This is a genomic window from Streptomyces sp. Tue6028 (assembly GCF_002300165.1).
In the GTDB taxonomy this organism is placed as follows: domain Bacteria; phylum Actinomycetota; class Actinomycetes; order Streptomycetales; family Streptomycetaceae; genus Streptomyces; species Streptomyces siamensis.
Genome location: NZ_MLCE01000036.1, coordinates 20,584 through 36,099 on the forward strand (window position 1 = coordinate 20,584; position 15,516 = coordinate 36,099).

13 protein-coding genes and 1 pseudogene are annotated in these 15,516 nt (G+C 72.4%); 8 read left to right on the forward strand and 6 right to left on the reverse strand.

Going from position 1 to position 15,516, the window contains the following annotated elements:
* Positions 1–347: 347 nt before the first annotated feature.
* Complete coding sequence (locus tag BKI49_RS32935) at positions 348–1,112, reverse strand: crotonase/enoyl-CoA hydratase family protein (RefSeq protein ID WP_095937964.1); 765 nt, start codon at positions 1,110–1,112, stop codon at positions 348–350.
* Positions 1,113–1,174: 62 nt separating this feature from the next.
* Complete coding sequence (locus BKI49_RS32940) at positions 1,175–2,149, reverse strand: lysylphosphatidylglycerol synthase transmembrane domain-containing protein (protein ID WP_257005053.1); 975 nt, start codon at positions 2,147–2,149, stop codon at positions 1,175–1,177.
* Positions 2,150–2,437: 288 nt separating this feature from the next.
* Here BKI49_RS32940 and BKI49_RS32945 point away from each other — a divergent pair, with 288 nt between their 5' ends.
* A complete protein-coding gene (locus BKI49_RS32945) occupies positions 2,438–4,360 on the forward strand; it encodes an ABC transporter ATP-binding protein (RefSeq protein WP_095937966.1) in 1,923 nt (640 codons plus the stop codon).
* A 403-nt stretch (positions 4,361–4,763) separates the two neighbouring features.
* Complete coding sequence (locus tag BKI49_RS32950; RefSeq protein ID WP_179332668.1) at positions 4,764–5,828, forward strand: LacI family DNA-binding transcriptional regulator; 1,065 nt, start codon at positions 4,764–4,766, stop codon at positions 5,826–5,828.
* Here the strand turns inward: BKI49_RS32950 and BKI49_RS32955 are convergent.
* Genes BKI49_RS32955 through BKI49_RS32970 form a run of 4 tightly spaced genes read right to left on the reverse strand, consistent with a single transcriptional unit; the run spans position 5,791 to position 10,421 of the window.
* Entirely contained in the window at positions 5,791–7,191 is a 1,401-nt protein-coding gene (locus tag BKI49_RS32955) for a glycoside hydrolase family 32 protein (protein ID WP_095937968.1), read from the reverse strand. The two genes, BKI49_RS32950 and BKI49_RS32955, sit on opposite strands and share 38 nt — an antisense overlap.
* Complete coding sequence (locus tag BKI49_RS32960) at positions 7,188–8,042, reverse strand: carbohydrate ABC transporter permease (protein ID WP_095937969.1); 855 nt, start codon at positions 8,040–8,042, stop codon at positions 7,188–7,190. The genes BKI49_RS32955 and BKI49_RS32960 overlap by 4 nt, the downstream gene beginning before the upstream one ends.
* A 16-nt stretch (positions 8,043–8,058) precedes the next feature.
* On the reverse strand, positions 8,059–9,015 hold the full coding sequence (locus BKI49_RS32965; protein ID WP_095937970.1) for a carbohydrate ABC transporter permease: 957 nt from the start codon (positions 9,013–9,015) through the stop codon (positions 8,059–8,061).
* The gene (locus tag BKI49_RS32970) at positions 9,012–10,421 is read right to left on the reverse strand and encodes an extracellular solute-binding protein (RefSeq protein WP_095937971.1); all 1,410 of its coding nucleotides are present in this window, start codon (positions 10,419–10,421) and stop codon (positions 9,012–9,014) included. The genes BKI49_RS32965 and BKI49_RS32970 overlap by 4 nt, the downstream gene beginning before the upstream one ends.
* A gap of 202 nt (positions 10,422–10,623) precedes the next feature.
* Between BKI49_RS32970 and BKI49_RS32975 the strand changes: the two genes are divergently transcribed.
* From BKI49_RS32975 to BKI49_RS33000, 6 genes and pseudogenes are all read left to right on the forward strand, one after another.
* On the forward strand, positions 10,624–12,165 hold the full coding sequence (locus BKI49_RS32975) for a glycoside hydrolase family 32 protein (protein WP_095937972.1): 1,542 nt from the start codon (positions 10,624–10,626) through the stop codon (positions 12,163–12,165).
* A gap of 167 nt (positions 12,166–12,332) precedes the next feature.
* Complete coding sequence (locus BKI49_RS36095; RefSeq protein WP_095938134.1) at positions 12,333–12,743, forward strand: PAS domain-containing protein; 411 nt, start codon at positions 12,333–12,335, stop codon at positions 12,741–12,743.
* Positions 12,716–13,588 (forward strand): annotated as a pseudogene (locus BKI49_RS32985) (SpoIIE family protein phosphatase); the annotation flags it as partial. The gene BKI49_RS36095 and the pseudogene BKI49_RS32985, both read left to right, overlap by 28 nt.
* A 226-nt stretch (positions 13,589–13,814) precedes the next feature.
* Entirely contained in the window at positions 13,815–14,234 is a 420-nt protein-coding gene (panD, locus tag BKI49_RS32990) for an aspartate 1-decarboxylase (protein WP_028798813.1), read from the forward strand.
* 59 nt (positions 14,235–14,293) lie between these two features.
* Positions 14,294–14,638 carry a GNAT family N-acetyltransferase gene (locus tag BKI49_RS32995; RefSeq protein WP_095937973.1) on the forward strand — a complete coding sequence of 115 codons (345 nt, stop codon included), beginning with the start codon at positions 14,294–14,296 and terminating at the stop codon, positions 14,636–14,638.
* Positions 14,638–15,348, forward strand: a complete 711-nt coding sequence (locus tag BKI49_RS33000; protein WP_257005054.1) for an aspartate/glutamate racemase family protein — start codon at positions 14,638–14,640, stop codon at positions 15,346–15,348. Before BKI49_RS32995 ends, BKI49_RS33000 begins: the two co-directional genes overlap by 1 nt.
* The last annotated feature ends 168 nt before the right edge of the window (positions 15,349–15,516 follow it).

Consider the following 15,516-nt stretch of genomic DNA (forward strand, 5'->3'; position numbering starts at 1 on the left):
CGACCGCTCATCCTGCCGTATCCGGCTGTCCACTCGTCACCACCCCCGAACGGAACCGGCCTTGACGTCCGGGGCGTGCGGGACGGAGCCGTCTTTGGTGGTTGGGGCGTGCGGGACGGAGCCGGCCTTGGCGGTTGGGCGTGCGGGACGGAGCCGGCCTTGGCGGTTGGGCGCGCGGGACGGGAACCTGCCGTGACGTCCGGAGCGCGCGGGACGGGTCCGGCCTCGGCGTCCGGACGGCACCCGGGCGGAAACCGGCTTCGGCGTCCGGACCACCACCGACGACGGCCCGAGGCTTCCGGCCGGTCCGTGTCCACCTGCCCGGAGACCGGGGTGGTGAGTTTCCGTCAGGCCGGGTCGAAGGAACCGTGGCGGCCCGCGCCCGCGCTGAAGCGGGCGGCTCCCTCCTGGCTCTCGGCCAGCACGCCCATTCCGTGCAGGAGTTCCGTGCGCATGGCGGCCTTCTCGACCAGTCCCTCCTGGTCCAGGACCGAGGCGCGGTCGCTGCGCAGACACGCCTGCGGGAAGTCGGCGATCGTGGCGGCGAGGAGTTCCGCCTCCGCGCGGGCCCGGCCGGTCGGGACCAGGCGGTTGGCGAGGCCCATCTCGAACGCCTCGCGTGCGGAAACGGCGCGCCCGGTGAGGATCATGTCCATCGCGCGACTGGTGCCGATGAGACGGGGGAGCCGTACCGTCCCGCCGTCGATGAGCGGCACACCCCAGCGCCGGCAGAACACGCCGAAGACGGCGTCCTCCTCGGCGACCCGCAGATCGCACCAGAGCGCCAGCTCCAGGCCTCCGGCCACGGCGTGGCCCGCGACCGCCGCGATCACCGGTTTGGACAGCCGCAGCCGGGTGGGACCCATGGGCCCGTCGCCGTCCTCGGCGACCTCGTTGCCGCGCTCGGTGCCGATGGCCTTGAGGTCCGCGCCCGCACAGAACGTGCCGCCCTCGCCCCAGAGCACGGCGACCCTCGCCGTCTCGTCCGCCTCGAACTCACGGAAGGCGGCGGCGAGTTCGGCGGCGGTCGGGCCGTCCACGGCGTTGCGGGCCGCGGGCCGTGAGAGGACCACCGTGCTGACGTGGCCCTGACGTTCGATGCGGACCGCCATCGGTGGACCCCTTCCTACGAACGGTGCGCTCGGTGCGGGCCGAGGCTACCCGCGTCGGCGGCTCAGATCACCTTCCAGCGGACCAGCGCGCCCAGAGTCAGCGCCCCGGGCAGCAGCGGCAGCCACACCGTGATGATCCGGTACGCCAGGACCACCGCCGTGGCCACGGCTGCCGGGCCGCCCGCCGCGACGAGGGCGACGACCAGCGCGGCCTCCACCGAACCGATCCCGCCCGGCGTCGGCACGAGTGCGACCGCGGCCGTCGCGGCCAGATAGGCGACCGCCATGTGCGCGGGCGGCACCGGCAGCCCCAGTGCCTGCCCCACGGCCGCCAGCCCGGCCGCCTGGAGCAGCGGGAAGGCCAGCGATCCGCCCCACAGGGCGAGCGCCCGGGCGGGCCGCGAGTGCACCGAACGCGCCTCGGCGAGCGCGGTGCGCACGAAGGAGAGGACGGCCGTGCGCAGTCGCCGCACGAGGACGAGGACCGCCCCCGCCGCGCACGCCGCCACGCCGACGCACAGCAGCAGCGGGCCGAGCGCCCCCTCGGGCAGCAGGCTGCCGAGCCGCAGCGCGCCCGGGAAAGCGATCAGCAGTCCCACGAGCAGACCGATCCGGGCGATGGACTCCGCCAGCATGTACAGCGCGAGCGCGGCCGACGAGCGGGCGAGGGGCACGCCGCACACCGTCATGAACCGCAGATTGACCGCGCTGGCGCCCAGCCCCGTCGGCAGCAGGTGGTTGGCCGCGCCCGCCGCGAACTGGGTCGCGAGCAGCCGCCGTGCGGGCAGCCGCTCCACGACCGCTCCCTGGCGGGTGACGGCCGCCGCGACCCAGGTCAGGCAGGTCGCCACGGCCGCCGCGAGGAGCCAGGGCCACTCGGCGGACTCCAGATGGCCGAAGCCCTCGGCGAGCACCGACCGATGGCGCACCCCGACCACCAGGACCAGGGCGAGCGGGAGCAGACACAGGGCCGGCCGGACGGCAGGCCGCAGGGGGAAGCGTCGGGGGAGTCCCTGGGGGAGTCGTACCGCAGTCACATCGGGAGAGGTTTTCCACACCGCACCAACGTGGGGTTGCGGGAGCGGAGACGGCGGCTGACACGCCGGGCAAGGTGCGGGAGGGGCCGCTTCCCGGTGCTGAGGGCTCATGGGCTCCTTCGTACTGACGGACACGCGTGCGACGCGTGCGGACCCGGCGCCGGACTTCCCCGCGAAGTCCGCGGACTTCTTCGCACAAGCCGGGATGCTTTTCGCACAACGTGGCGGCTTCTTCGCCCGGTGGTTGACCTCGACATTGCTTGAGGTCCTACCGTCTCTCTCATGAGCATGGAGACCACAGCCTGGACACAGCTGCACAGCGTCATGACCGCGCAGCAGGAGCGCCGGCCCTTCGCCCGCGCGACGCTGCGCCGCATCGGCGCCTTCGCCCGCCCGCACCGCCGCCGCATCGGACAGTTCGTGGGCCTCAGCGTGGTGACCGCGCTGCTCGCCGTCGCGACGCCGGTGCTCGCGGGGCACGTCGTGGACGCCATCGTGTCCGGCGGCGACGAGGACACCGTCATCCGCCTTGCCGTGCTCATCGCGGTCATCGCCGTCGCCGAGGCGGCGCTCGGGCTGCTCGGCCGCTGGCTCTCGTCGACGCTCGGCGAGGGACTCATCCTCGATCTGCGGACGGCTGTGTTCGATCATGTGCAGCGCATGCCGGTCGCGTTCTTCACACGCACTCGTACGGGCGCGCTCGTCAGTCGTCTCAACAACGACGTCATCGGCGCCCAGCGCGCCTTCAGCAACACCCTGTCCGGAGTGGTCGGCAACCTCGTGACGCTGCTGCTCACGCTCGTGGTCATGCTCACCCTGTCGTGGCAGATCACCCTGCTCGCGCTCGTGCTGCTGCCGGTGTTCGTGGTGCCCGCACGGCGGATGGGCGGCCGCATGGCCAGGCTCCAGCGCGAGGCGGCCGACCTCAACGCCGCCATGGGCACCCGGATGACCGAGCGCTTCTCCGCACCCGGCGCGACGCTCGTCAAGCTCTTCGGGCGGCCCGAGGAGGAGTCCACCGAGTTCGCGGCGCGAGCCCGGCGGGTACGGGACATCGGCGTGCGTACGGCGATGGCGCAGTCCACGTTCATCACCGCCCTGACGCTCGTCTCCGCGCTGGCCCTCGCGCTCGTCTACGGACTCGGCGGCTGGTTCGCGCTGCGCGGCTCCCTGGAACCGGGCGCCGTCGTCTCGCTGGCGCTGCTGCTGACCCGCCTGTACGCACCGCTCACCTCGCTCGCCGGAGCACGCGTCGAGGTCATGAGCGCGCTGGTCAGCTTCGAGCGCGTCTTCGAGGTCCTCGACCTGAAGCCGCTCATCGAGGAGAATCCGGACGCCCGCACCCTGCCCGAGGGGCCCGCGTCCGTGGAGTTCGACGGCGTCCGCTTCACCTACCCGTCCGCCGACAAGGTGTCCCTCGCCTCGCTCGAAGAGGTCGCCGCGCTGGACACCCGGGGCGGCGCCGAAGTCCTGCACGGCATCTCGTTCCGTGCCGAACCCGGGCAGACCGTCGCGCTCGTCGGCTCCTCCGGCGCGGGCAAGTCGACCATCGCGCAGCTGCTCCCGCGCCTCTACGACACCGACGAGGGCGCCGTCCGGGTCGGCGGCGTCGACGTCCGCGACCTGAGCGCCGTGACGATGCGCGAGACCCTCGGCATGGTCACCCAGGACGGGCACCTGTTCCACGACTCGGTCCGCGAGAACCTGCTGCTGGCCCGCCCGTCAGCGAGCGAGGAAGAACTGTGGGACGTGCTGCGCCGCGCCCGCCTCGACGCACTCGTCCGCTCCCTGCCCGACGGCCTGGACACGGTGGTCGGCGAACGCGGCTACCGGCTCTCCGGGGGCGAGCGCCAGCGCATGACCATCGCCCGGCTGCTGCTGGCCCGTCAGCGCGTCGTCATCCTCGACGAGGCCACCGCCCATCTCGACAACACCTCGGAGGCAGCCGTCCAGGAGGCGCTCGCCGAGGCGCTGGAGGGGCGCACCGCCGTGGTGATCGCCCACCGGCTCTCGACCGTGCGGGCCGCCGACGTGATCCTCGTCGTCGAGGCGGGCCGGATCGTGGAACGCGGCACGCACGACGAACTGCTGGAGGCCGGCGGCCGGTACGCGGAGCTGTACCGGACGCAGTTCGACCAGCACGCGGTGAACGGGGCACCGCGGGACGCGGACGTACCGGACATCGAGGCGGCGGGCGAGGCCGTGGCGTGACCGCCACGGCGGCCGGCCCGTGACCCGGGCGCAAGGACGGCCGTTGCCGTTGCCGTTGCCGTTGCCGTTGCCGTTGCCGTTGCCGTTGCCGTTGCCGTTGCCGTTGCCGTTGCCGCAGCCGCAGCCGCCCGGCGGGTGGGGCTGTGCTGCGCCGCTACAGCGGCCGGCCCTGCGGTCCCGGCGCACCGGTGGCGAGGCAGTGGCCGTGACGGCCGCGGCGGCCGGCCCGTGGCACGGGTGCCGCGGTGGGTGAGGCCGTGGCCGCCGCGGCCCCGGCCGGGCCGCGTGGGTTCGCGCCCCGTCACCGGGGGCGCGACCTCTCCGCCCCCGTGTCCCGCGCCCGGCGTCACGGATAGGGTGAGCAGTGATCGACAGGCTGGGCGGGGGAGGAGCGGCGGACGGCATGGGCGGCGCCGAGGAGCGAACGACGACGGGACCCGCGCGACCGACCTCGAAGGACGTCGCGCGACTGGCCGGCGTGTCGCACACCGCCGTGTCCTTCGTGTTCAACGGCCGCGCCGAGGGCAACCTCTCGCCCGCCACCCAGGAACGCATCCGGCAGGCCGCCACACAGCTCGGCTACCGCCCCGACCCCGTCGCACGCGGCCTGCGCCGCCGCCGTACGTCGGTGCTCGGCCTGGTCACCGACGAGATCGCCTCCTCGCCCTTCGCGGGCCGGCTCCTGCGCGGCGCCATGGAGACCGCCTGGGGCAGCGAGAACCTGGTCCTGACCGTGGACTCCGGCGGGGACCCCGCCAAGGAGGAGGCCGCGGTCGCCGAACTCCTGGACCGCCGCGTGGACGGCATCATCTACGCCGCCATGTCGCTGCGCCGGGTCCGGGTCCCCGAGGGTCTGCACCGCACCCACTCGGTCCTCGCCAACTGCCTGCCGGACGACGGCTCGCTGCCCGCCGTCGTCCCCGCCGAGCGGGCCGGGGGCCGCACCGCGGCCCGGCTCCTCCTCGACCAGGGGCACCGCAGGGTCGGCCTGGTCGGCGGCCTCGACGACATCGCGTCGACCGAACGGCTGCGCGGGTTCCGGGACGCCCTGCGGGCCGCGGGGATCACCGTCCCGAAGGAGTGGGTCGTACGGACCGGCGGCGAGATCTCCGGCGGCTACGAGGGCGCGCTGCGACTGCTCGAAGGCGTCGGCCGGGACCGGCGGCCGACCGGGATCTTCTGCTACAACGACCGGGTCGCGGCGGGCGTCCTGCACGCCGCGACCCGGCTCGGGATCGCCGTCCCCGACGAGCTGTCGGTGATCGGCTACGACGACCAGGAGCACATGTCGGCCTTCCTCACCCCGCCCCTGACCACGGTGGGGCTGCCGCACCGGGCGATGGGCGAGGCCGCCGCCCGGCTGCTCCTCGACGCGATCGACTCCGGACGCACGCCCCCGGCGACCGTACGGCGGCTCGCCTGCCCGCTGATCAGCCGCGCGTCGGTGGGACCAGCGCCCACCCCGTGACGTCGGCGTCCGCCCCGGTCACGGTGAGCTCGGCCGTGTCGTCGTCGCGTCGGTAGACCCGTTCGGTGGCCACGGCACGGTCGTCGACGAAGAGCTCGACCAGGGAGCCGTCCACGAGGATCCGTACGGTGGTCCGCGGACGCCGCGCCGCCAGCACGAGAGGTGCCGTGCTCCCGGGGCGCGGCCAGCCGCCGCGGTCCAGGACCACCGTGCCCTCGTCCGGGTCCAGACGGACCGTCAGTTCCGCCCCGGCGGCGGACCGCAGCAGCGAGACGGTGGTCCGTGAACAGGCCGACACGGTCAGGTCGTACGCCTCGGGCAGTCGGCTCCGTCCTCCGGTGCCGGTGACGAACGGCTCGTCCGCGCGCAGCAGTTCGAGTTCCGGCGCCGGGGCGACCCGCAGGGAGCCGTCGGGGTGCAGGTCCACGACCCGGGGCGCCGTCAGGACGCCGGCCCAGCCGCTCCGCTCGGTGTCGGTCCGCGCGCGTGCCTCCCACGACCACCCCCACGCCAGGACGCGCCCCGCGTCCTGGAACACGGCCGGCGCGTAGAAGTCGCGCCCCTGGTCGAACCTGCCGCCCGAACGCGTCACCAGGCGCAGACCACCCTCGCCGTCCTCCTTCAGACAGCCCGTCAGATAGCCGGTGGCGCACGGATCTCCGTCCCACAGCGAGACGACGAGCACCCACTCCCCGTCGTGCGCGGCGAACAGCTGGGGGCACTCCCAGCCGACCGCCCCGTCACCGAACAGACCTGCGGCCACTGGGTCGTTGCCGTCCAGGAGGACCCCGGCGAACCGCCACGCCGTCAGGTCCTCGCAGTCGTAGAGCAGGACCGAAGGGGTGCCGTCGGAGTGGCCCGCCCCGACCAGGGCCCAGCGCCGCCCACCGTGCCGGAAGACGAACGGGTCGCGGAACATCACCACGTCCAGTCCCGCGGGCGGTCCGGTCACCACCGGCGCGGGCAGCGGCCGCCACGTGACCAGCCGGTCGTCGTCGGGCTCTGCGGCGCGGGCCAGACAGATGGCGCCGAGTCCGGTGTGCGCGTGGTCGATTCCCGTGTAGACGGCCGTGGGCACGCCGTCGTCATCCACCACACAGCCCGACCAGCAGCCCGCCTCGTCCGGACCGCCGGGTGTCGGCGCGAGCGCGACCGGATGGTGCTCCCAGCGCGCGAGATCCGGGCTGGAGGCGTGGCCCCAGTGGACGTTCGCGTGCACCGGGGCGTCCGGGTTGTGCTGGTAGAAGAGGTGGTAGCGGCCGCGCCAACGGAAAGGCCCGTTCGGGTCGTTGATCCAGTTCGCGGGCGGACGGACCCGGAAGCGCGGGGCGTGCGGGTCACGGGACGGAGCGGCGGGGCTCAACGGTTGACTCCTGCTGAGGTGATGCCCTCACGGAGAGGGCGCTGGCCGACGACGAACACGGCGACGGCGGGAAGCATGGACAGGACGACTCCGGCGAGGACCACCGAGACGGAACCGGTGCCGAGATTGCCCTGGAGGGAGACCAGCCCCAGAGGCAGCGTGTAGTTCTGGCCGGAGGTCTCCAGGATCAGCGGCCGGAAGAACTCGTTCCAGTGGTAGTTGAAGGCCAGCACGCCGACGATCGCGAGACCGGGCGCGGCCAGCGGCGCGTACACGGACCGGAAGATCCGCCACGGGCCGGCGCCGTCGAGCATGGCCGCCTCCCCCAGGTCCCTGGGCATGCCCAGGAAGTACTGGCGCATCAGGAAGGTCCCGAACGCGGTCGGGAAGGCCGGGACGATCAGCCCGAGCAACGTGTCCGTCAGGCCCATCGACTTCAGGACCAGGAACACCGGCACGATCGTGACCTGGAGCGGCACCATCATGGTCGCCAGGACGAGACCGAACAACGGCTTCTTGAAACGGAATTCGAGGCGCGCGAAGGCGTATCCGGCGAGCCCCGCGGTGATCATCTGCCCCACCGCGATCAGCGCGGTCACGAGTGTGGAGTTGAGGGCGAGCAGCCACACGTCGATCTGGTCGATCACCCCCCGGTACGCCTCGGTCGTGGGGTGCGCCGGAACGATCGTCGGCGGCAGGTCGAAGGACTCGGCCGGGGTGCGCAGGGACGTGGAGACGGTCCAGACGACCGGGCCGAGGGTCAGCAGCGCGCACACGGCCAGCACGGCGGCGCGCGCCCAGGGCGCCAGGGAGTACCGCACGCGGCGGGAGGTCAGGGTCGCTTGGCTCATGGAAGGCTCACCCGGCTCACTGGTAGTGGACGAAACGCCGGCTGAGCCGGAACTGGAGGGCGGTGACCGCCATGATCAGCACGAAGAGCAGCACGCCCACCGCGGACGCGGTGCCGAAGCGGAGCTGCTCGAACGCGGTCTCGTAGATCACCATCACGACCGTGCGGGTGGAGTCGCCCGGACCGCCGTCGGTGAGGACGTACGGCTGCTCGAAGACCTGGAGCGCGTTGATGACGCCGACCACGGACGCCACCAGCAGGGTCGGCGACAGCAGCGGGAGCGTGACGTGCAGGTGCTTGCGCAGACCGGTCGCGCCGTCGAGCGAGGCGGCCTCGTGGACCTCCTTGGGGATGTTGTTCAGGCCCCCGACGAACAGCAGGAAGGAGAAGCCGAACTGCTGCCACACATAGACCAGGACGACCGTGGCCATCGCCCCGTGCTCCGACGTCAGCCAGGGCACGGGGGAGATGCCGACCAGGCCGAGCAGCCAGTTGACCACGCCGAAGTCCTGGTTGAAGAGGTACTTCATCACCACCGAGACGGACGCGGCGGACAGCACCAGCGGGAAGAAGAACGCCGAGCGGAACACCGAGCGCAGCCACACCGGCATCCGCCCGTTCACGGCCAGCGCCAGGGCCAGGGCGATCAGCAGTTGCAGCGCGACCGCCAGCACCATGAAGACGAGGGTGTTGCGGAAGGAGACCAGGACGGTCGAGTCGCCGAACGTCTCACGGTAGTTGGCGAGGCCGGACCAGCGCGGATCGTCGATCACGTTCCAGTGGAAGAGGCTGAGGACGACCGATCCGGCGATCGGGACGACCGTGAAGACCACGATCCCGACGATCGTCGGCGCCAGGAACAAGGACGCCAGCAGTCGCGTGCCCCGCTCGCGGCCACCACGCCGTGCCGGGGCGACGGCGGTCCGGGCAGCGGCGGGCGCCGGCCGTACGGCGGGTATGCGGGTGTTCGTCATGCGTCACGCTCCATGGCCGTCTCCAGGTCGTCCTGCATCCGGCGCAGCGCGGGACGCACCGCACCGGACGAGGCGAGTGCGGTCCCCGTGTGCTTGAGCAGTACCTGCTCGACCTCGGCCACCTGGGGCGGCGCGGGGATCGGCCCGGTGTCGGGGAACCGGTCGAGGGTGTCGTAGAAGACCTGCCAGTGCGCGGGGCCGGACTCCCGGTAGCGGTCCGCGGTCAGCATCGACCTGCGCGCCGGGGTCGTCTGGTTGGCCCTGAACAGCCGGGTCAGGGTGTCCTTGCGGGCCGCGTACTTGATGAACTCCCAGGCCTGGTCCTGCTTCGTCGAGGTGCGCAGCATGGCGTAGCCGGCGGCGCCGAACTGCATGCGCTGGGTGCGCCATCGCGGGAAGTACTGGACGTCGTAGTCGGCCGGCTTCATGCCGGCCAGGTGCAGTCCGCCCGCCCAGAAGCCGCCGGCGGGCGTGACGCCGACGCGGCCGGTGGAGAACACGCCGACGAGGTTGCTGCCGTTGCCGCCCTCGGGGCGGGTGCACAGGTCGTCCCTGATGAGGGAGGCGAGGTAGTCGTACGCCTCCGCCACGCGGTCGTCGGTGGCCTGCGGGGTGGTCCAGCGGAATCCGCCGCCGCGGCCCCGGCGTTCGGCGGCCGGGTAGAAGGTGTCCCACAGCCAGTCGCCGCCGGGCGCCTTGGACTCGGCGAGCAGGTTGGTGCCGTTGGCGAACAGCCAGGGCACGACGCCGCCCCACAGGCGGTTGGTCCAGAAGTACGGGGTGAAGTGCGAGTCGCTGGACCTCTTCATCCGCCGCAGCAGCGCGGTGAAGTCGTCGCGGGTCCAGTCGGCGGGCGGCAGACTGGTGCCGGCGCGCGCGAGGACCTGCTTGTTGAGGTAGATGTCGGCCGCGTTGAACTCGACCGGCAACTGGTGGAGGCTCCCCTCGTACATCATCGACTCGACCAGGGCGGGATGGACGTCGGCGAAGTACTCGCGCAGTTCGGCCGCGTCCCTGCGGACCCAGCGGTCCAGCGGTACGCCGAGCTGTCCCGCGAACAGCTGGACGCCCTCGGTGGCGACATAGACCAGGTCGGGGGCGGTGCCGGCGGCGATCTGGGTGAGGATCTTCGCGAAGAAGTCCGACCAGTCCACGGCCTGCACCGCGTTGACGCGCAGACCGATGTCGGGGTGGACGCGCCGGAAGCCCTCCTGCAGCGCGCGCACGGCGGCCGGGTCGAAGGCGGACCCGAGGGTGGCGACGACGAGGGAGCCGTCGTCGCGGCCGGGGATGTCGGCTCCGGTGAGCCGGTCCCAGCAGGCTGCGGTGCCTGTCAGGGCGGCGGCCCCCGCGCCGTAGGCGCCGTACCGCAACAGGGCCCGGCGGGTGAGGTGCGAGTCGGTCATCGAATGGGCCTAACTCGTGTTAGTCGAAAGTGATGCCCAGATGATGAAAAGCGCGTCACGTGCCTGTCAAGAGTCTCTGCGGCACTTGACCTTTAACGAGTTAGGTCTACAGTCCTGGAGCCACGGACCACTTGCACCGACCGTTCACGAGACGCCGTGACGCGCCTTCGTCGTGCCGTCACGCAGAAAAGGACGATGTGTGATGCGTGGAATCTCCAGGAGAGGGCTGTTCGCCGGTTCGGCCGTGGGGGCGGCGACCGCCCTGCTGCCCGTCACCCCGGCGACCGCGAAGCCCGGGGCCACCACCTGCACGAGCTACCGAGCCCGCTACCACTTCACGGTTCCCGACCAGTGGAAGAACGACCCCCAGCGGCCGGTCTGGATCGACGGCGAGTACCACTACTACTACCTCTACAACGCCGACTACACGGCCGGCGCCGTGGGCACCGCGTGGCGCCGGGCGACCAGCTCCGACCTGGTCTCCTTCAAGGACCGCGGCATCGCCGTACCGAAGGACACCACGCCCAACGGCGACGTCTGGTCGGGCTCCGCGGTCGTCGACACGGACGGCACGGCGGGCTTCGGGGCGGGCGCGGTCGTCGTCCTCGTGACGATGTCGCCGCACGACGGCCCCACCGACCAGGCGCAGTACCTGTACTACTCCACCGACGGCGGCCGCAGCTTCACCCCGCACGGCACCGACCCGGTGCTGCCCAACCCCGGCGTGCGCGACTTCCGCGACCCCAAGGTGATCCGGGACGCGGAGCGCGACCGGTGGGTGATGGTCCTCGCCGAGAACCACAAGATCGGTTTCTACCACTCCGACGACCTCAGATCGTGGACGTACGCCGGCGGCTTCGTCGAGGACGGTCTCGGCGTGCTGGAGTGCCCCGACCTGTTCCGCATCACCGCCCAGGACGGCACCCGGAAATGGGTGCTGGGCGCGAGCGCCAACGGCAAGGGCTCGGGACTGCCCAACACGTACGCGTACTGGACCGGTTCGTTCGACGGCACGACGTTCACCGCCGACGCGGGCGATCCCCAGTGGCTGGACCACGGCTGGGACTGGTACGGCGCCGTCACCTTCGAGAAGCGGGACGCGGACGGCACGCTCGACGAGACGACGCGCCACGCCATCGGCTGGCTCAACAACTGGGACTACGCGAACACCACCCCCACCATCGACTGCGACGGTTTCAACGGCACCGACTCGATCGTCCGCGAGATCACCCTGCGCAAGGACTCCGGCGGCACCTACCACCTCGCCTCACGACCGGTCCCCGCGCTGGACTCCCACGTCTCGCGCACGGTGGACCTCGGTGACGTGGCGGTCGACGGCACGAAGGTCCTCACCTACCGGGGCACCTCCTACGAGCTGTCCTGCGAGATCACCTGGGACCGACTCACCGGTGCGGGCGTGCAGTTGCGCCGTTCCCCCGACGGCGGACGGCACGTCGACGCCGGGATCTACACCGACTTCGCCTTCCTCAACCGCCGGCCCACGGTGAACCCCGACGCCTCCGGCAAGTGGCAGGAGAGCCACAGCCCCTTCGACCCGTCGGCGGGCACCGTGCGGCTGCGGATCCTCGTCGACCGGACGTCCGTGGAGATGTTCGTCGACGACGGGCGCCATGTGCACTCGTCGGAGGTGTTCCCTTACCTGATCGACGACCGGCTGGCGCTGTTCACCATCGGCGGGCCGGCCGTCTTCCGGAACACGGTGATACGGGAGTTCGGCCGCTGAATCCGGACGGGACCCGACCCGGATGTCAGCGCCCTGCCCTGCCCGGCGCCGCGCGGCTGTCTCTCGTCCCGCGTGTCCGAGGAGGCGTCAGCGGGTGCGGGGCCCGTCGGACTGCCGAAGACCGGTGGGTACCGTGAGCGACCGCATGATGAAGAAGCCGAGGTGTCATGACGGAGCACGGCACCACTGCCGAGGAGCCGCCCCCTGTTCCTCCCGGCGAGACGGACGTCGTCACGGCCACCACCGATGTGCGGGGCAGGGTGACCGGGTGGAGCGAAGGGGCCCGGCTCCTGCTCGGCTACCGGGCCGAGGACGTCGTGGGGCGGTCCGCGGTCGGTCTTCTCGCCGAGGATGTCGGGGCTGTCGGGGCAGCCATGGCCGGGCGGCGGAGCTGGACGGGACACGTGGCGCTGTGGCACCGGGACGGCCGCCGTGTGGAGGGCGAGCTGCTCGCCATCGCCGGGTGCTGCGGAGCGGCTGCGACTGGCTCCTCGTGTGGGGGGACGCCCGGGGGGCCGCGCCCGCCGGGGAACGGCATCCCGGTCCCGCACATCTGGACGATGCCGTCATTCGTCTGAACACGGAAGCGCGCGCCGACTCCGACTCCGACCCTGACTCCGACTGCGGCACCGCGGCCCCGGGGGACGTGGGCGCCACGTGCCTCTACGCGATCTACGACCCGGTCTCCCGACGCTGCACCCTCCGCGTCGGGCACTCCCCGCCCGTGGTGCGCGGCCCGGACGGCACCGTGGACCTCCTCGACGTCCCCGCCGGTCCGCCGCTCGGTCCGGGCGGCCTCCCTTTCGAGGCGACCGAGATCGAACTGCCCGAAGGCAGCGTCCTGGCCCTCTGCACCGACGGCCCGGACCTCCGCGACAAGCGGAGCGACGGCGACGCCGCTGACGGGCTCGACAGGCTGCACGACGCTCTCGCCCGGCCCGTCGGCTCGCTGGACGCCGCCTGCGGCGCCGTACTCGACGCGCTGCTCCCCGGACCGCCCGACGACGACATCGCGCTGCTGCTCACCCGCACCCGTGTGCTGCCGGCCGACCGGGTCGCCACCTGGGACATCCCGTACGCCTCCTCGTCCGTCGCCGAGGCACGGAAGAAGGTCGCCGACCAGCTGGCCGCATGGGGGCTGGAGGAATGCGGGTTCGTCACCGAACTGGTGGTCAGCGGACTGGTCATCAACGCGATCCGCTACGGCGGGCCGCCCGTCCTGCTGCGGCTCATCCACGACCGCAGCCTCATCTGCGAGGTCACCGACCGGAGCAGCACGGCGCCGCACCTCAGACGGGCCCGGGTCCTCGACGAGGGCGGACGCGGCCTGCTCCTGATCGCCCAGCTCACCCAGCGGTGGGGAACCCGCTACACCCGTCTCGGCAAGACCATCTGGGCGGAACAGGACGTGCCGCGGCCGTGACGCAGATCTCGATGCGCCTGTGCCGGGGGTGTCCATACCCTGGTCCGGTTGCGTGTGCGGGTGAGGTGACGGTCCGTGACTGACGCGGTGTCAGCAAGGCCGGCCGACGGTCGGAGCGAAGCCCCGTCCGCGGACGAACCTCAGCTGGGCAGCACGCTGTTGTAGCCTCAAAGAACAGCCCTTGACCTGCAGAAAGCGGGCAGGGAGCGAATTTCGGGAGTTCTGAATGCTGCGCACCATGTTCAAGTCCAAGATCCACCGCGCCACCGTCACCCAGGCCGACCTGCACTACGTCGGATCGGTCACGATAGACGCCGACCTGCTCGACGCCGCCGATCTGCTCCCCGGCGAGCTCGTCCACATCGTGGACATCACCAACGGCGCCCGGCTGGAGACGTACGTCATCGAGGGGGAGCGCGGCTCCGGAGTCGTCGGCATCAACGGAGCGGCCGCCCACCTCGTCCACCCGGGCGACCTGGTGATCATCATCAGTTACGCTCAGGTCTCCGACGCCGAGGCGCGGGCGCTGCGGCCGCGGGTCGTGCACGTGGACGGCGACAACCGCATCGTGGACCTCGGCACCGATCCGTCGGCGCCGGTGCCGGGCTCGGACCAGGAGCGCAGCCCGCAGGCTGTCTCCGCCTGAGACCCGGCCGAGGACAGCAGGACAGAGCGACCGAGGCCGCGACGACCCGAGGAGCGTCCATGAGTGACATCGAGATCCGCGACGACCGGGAGGCCGGCCGGCTGGAGGCGTTCGCCGGGGAGGAAGTGGTCGGCCACATCGAGTACTTCGTCCTCGAAACTCCCGCACGGGCGCTCGTCCCGGTGCACACCATCGTGGAGCCCGAGCACGAGGGCAAGGGCATCGCGGGCTCGCTCGCCCGGGAGCTGTACACGATCGCCGGGCGTGAGGGCGTGGTCGTCGCTCCACTGTGCCCGTACGTCGTGAAGTGGGCGGCCCGGCACCCCGAGGAGGCACCGGCGGCCGACCCGGAGCTGCTCAAGTCGGCGGTCCAGTGGCTCAAGGCGCATCCGGGACGCTTCTGATGACGCGGCCCGGACCGCTCGGTGCGGGGCCCGGACCGCTCACGACGGGGCCGGAGTGGCCCGGACCGCTCGCGCTGCTGCACACCTCGCCCGCGCACATCCCCGTGTTCGAGGCGCTGCGCGACCAGGACCACCCCGGTCTGGAGCTGCGGCACACGGTGTCCGAGGAACTGCTGGCCCGTGCCCGCGCCGAGGGGCCCGACTCGGTGGCCGCCGCGGTGCGGGCCGCACTCGACGCGGCCCTCGCCGACGGTGCGCGGGCCGTGCTCTGCACCTGCTCGACGATCGGCGGAGTCGCGGAGGACGCGGGCGCCGCGCTGCCCGTGCTCCGCGTCGATCGTCCGATGGCCGCCGCCGCGGTCGCCGCGGGCACCCGGATCGTCGTCCTCGCCACGGTGGAGAGCACGTTCTCGCCGACCGTCGCCCTCGTCGAGGAGGAGGCGCGCCGCGCCGGGCGTCCCGTGGACGTGCGCACCGTGCTCGCCGGAGACGCGTGGGCCCTCTTCGAGGCGGGTGACACGGACGGCTACGCCCACGCCGTGGCCCGTGCCGCCGACGCGGTCACCGGGGCCGACGCGATCGTCCTCGCCCAGGCGTCCATGGCCCCGGCCCAGCGGCTGACCGGCACCTCGGTCCCCGTGCTGTCGAGTCCGCGGCCGGGCCTCGCCGCGGGGGCGGTGGCCGTGCGCGCCGCGCGGAGCGTCACCTGAGCGGCGCCGGCCAGGCCCACCTGGTTGTCATCCCTCACGCGACGGGGTGAGTGGGTGCGCCGGTGCCGGGTACGCGTGGGACAAGTCCAGGGCCGACGTACCGACTGGCTGGAGGACACCATGACGCATCCGTTCCCCGACCCGGTGAAGCCGGGACCCACCCCGGGG

Excerpts from the sequence above, each read along its gene's own strand:
- BKI49_RS32935 (WP_095937964.1), bottom strand. The coding sequence starts at position 1,112 with ATGGCGGTCCGCATCGAACGTCAGGGCCACGTCAGCACGGTGGTCCTC.
- BKI49_RS32945 (WP_095937966.1), top strand. The coding sequence starts at position 2,438 with ATGGAGACCACAGCCTGGACACAGCTGCACAGCGTCATGACCGCGCAG.
- BKI49_RS32950 (WP_179332668.1), top strand. The coding sequence starts at position 4,764 with ATGGGCGGCGCCGAGGAGCGAACGACGACGGGACCCGCGCGACCGACC.
- BKI49_RS32960 (WP_095937969.1), bottom strand. The coding sequence starts at position 8,042 with ATGAGCCAAGCGACCCTGACCTCCCGCCGCGTGCGGTACTCCCTGGCG.
- BKI49_RS32965 (WP_095937970.1), bottom strand. The coding sequence starts at position 9,015 with ATGACGAACACCCGCATACCCGCCGTACGGCCGGCGCCCGCCGCTGCC.
- BKI49_RS32970 (WP_095937971.1), bottom strand. The coding sequence starts at position 10,421 with ATGACCGACTCGCACCTCACCCGCCGGGCCCTGTTGCGGTACGGCGCC.
- BKI49_RS32975 (WP_095937972.1), top strand. The coding sequence starts at position 10,624 with ATGCGTGGAATCTCCAGGAGAGGGCTGTTCGCCGGTTCGGCCGTGGGG.
- BKI49_RS36095 (WP_095938134.1), top strand. The coding sequence starts at position 12,333 with ATGACGGAGCACGGCACCACTGCCGAGGAGCCGCCCCCTGTTCCTCCC.
- panD (WP_028798813.1), top strand. The coding sequence starts at position 13,815 with ATGCTGCGCACCATGTTCAAGTCCAAGATCCACCGCGCCACCGTCACC.
- BKI49_RS32995 (WP_095937973.1), top strand. The coding sequence starts at position 14,294 with ATGAGTGACATCGAGATCCGCGACGACCGGGAGGCCGGCCGGCTGGAG.
- BKI49_RS33000 (WP_257005054.1), top strand. The coding sequence starts at position 14,638 with ATGACGCGGCCCGGACCGCTCGGTGCGGGGCCCGGACCGCTCACGACG.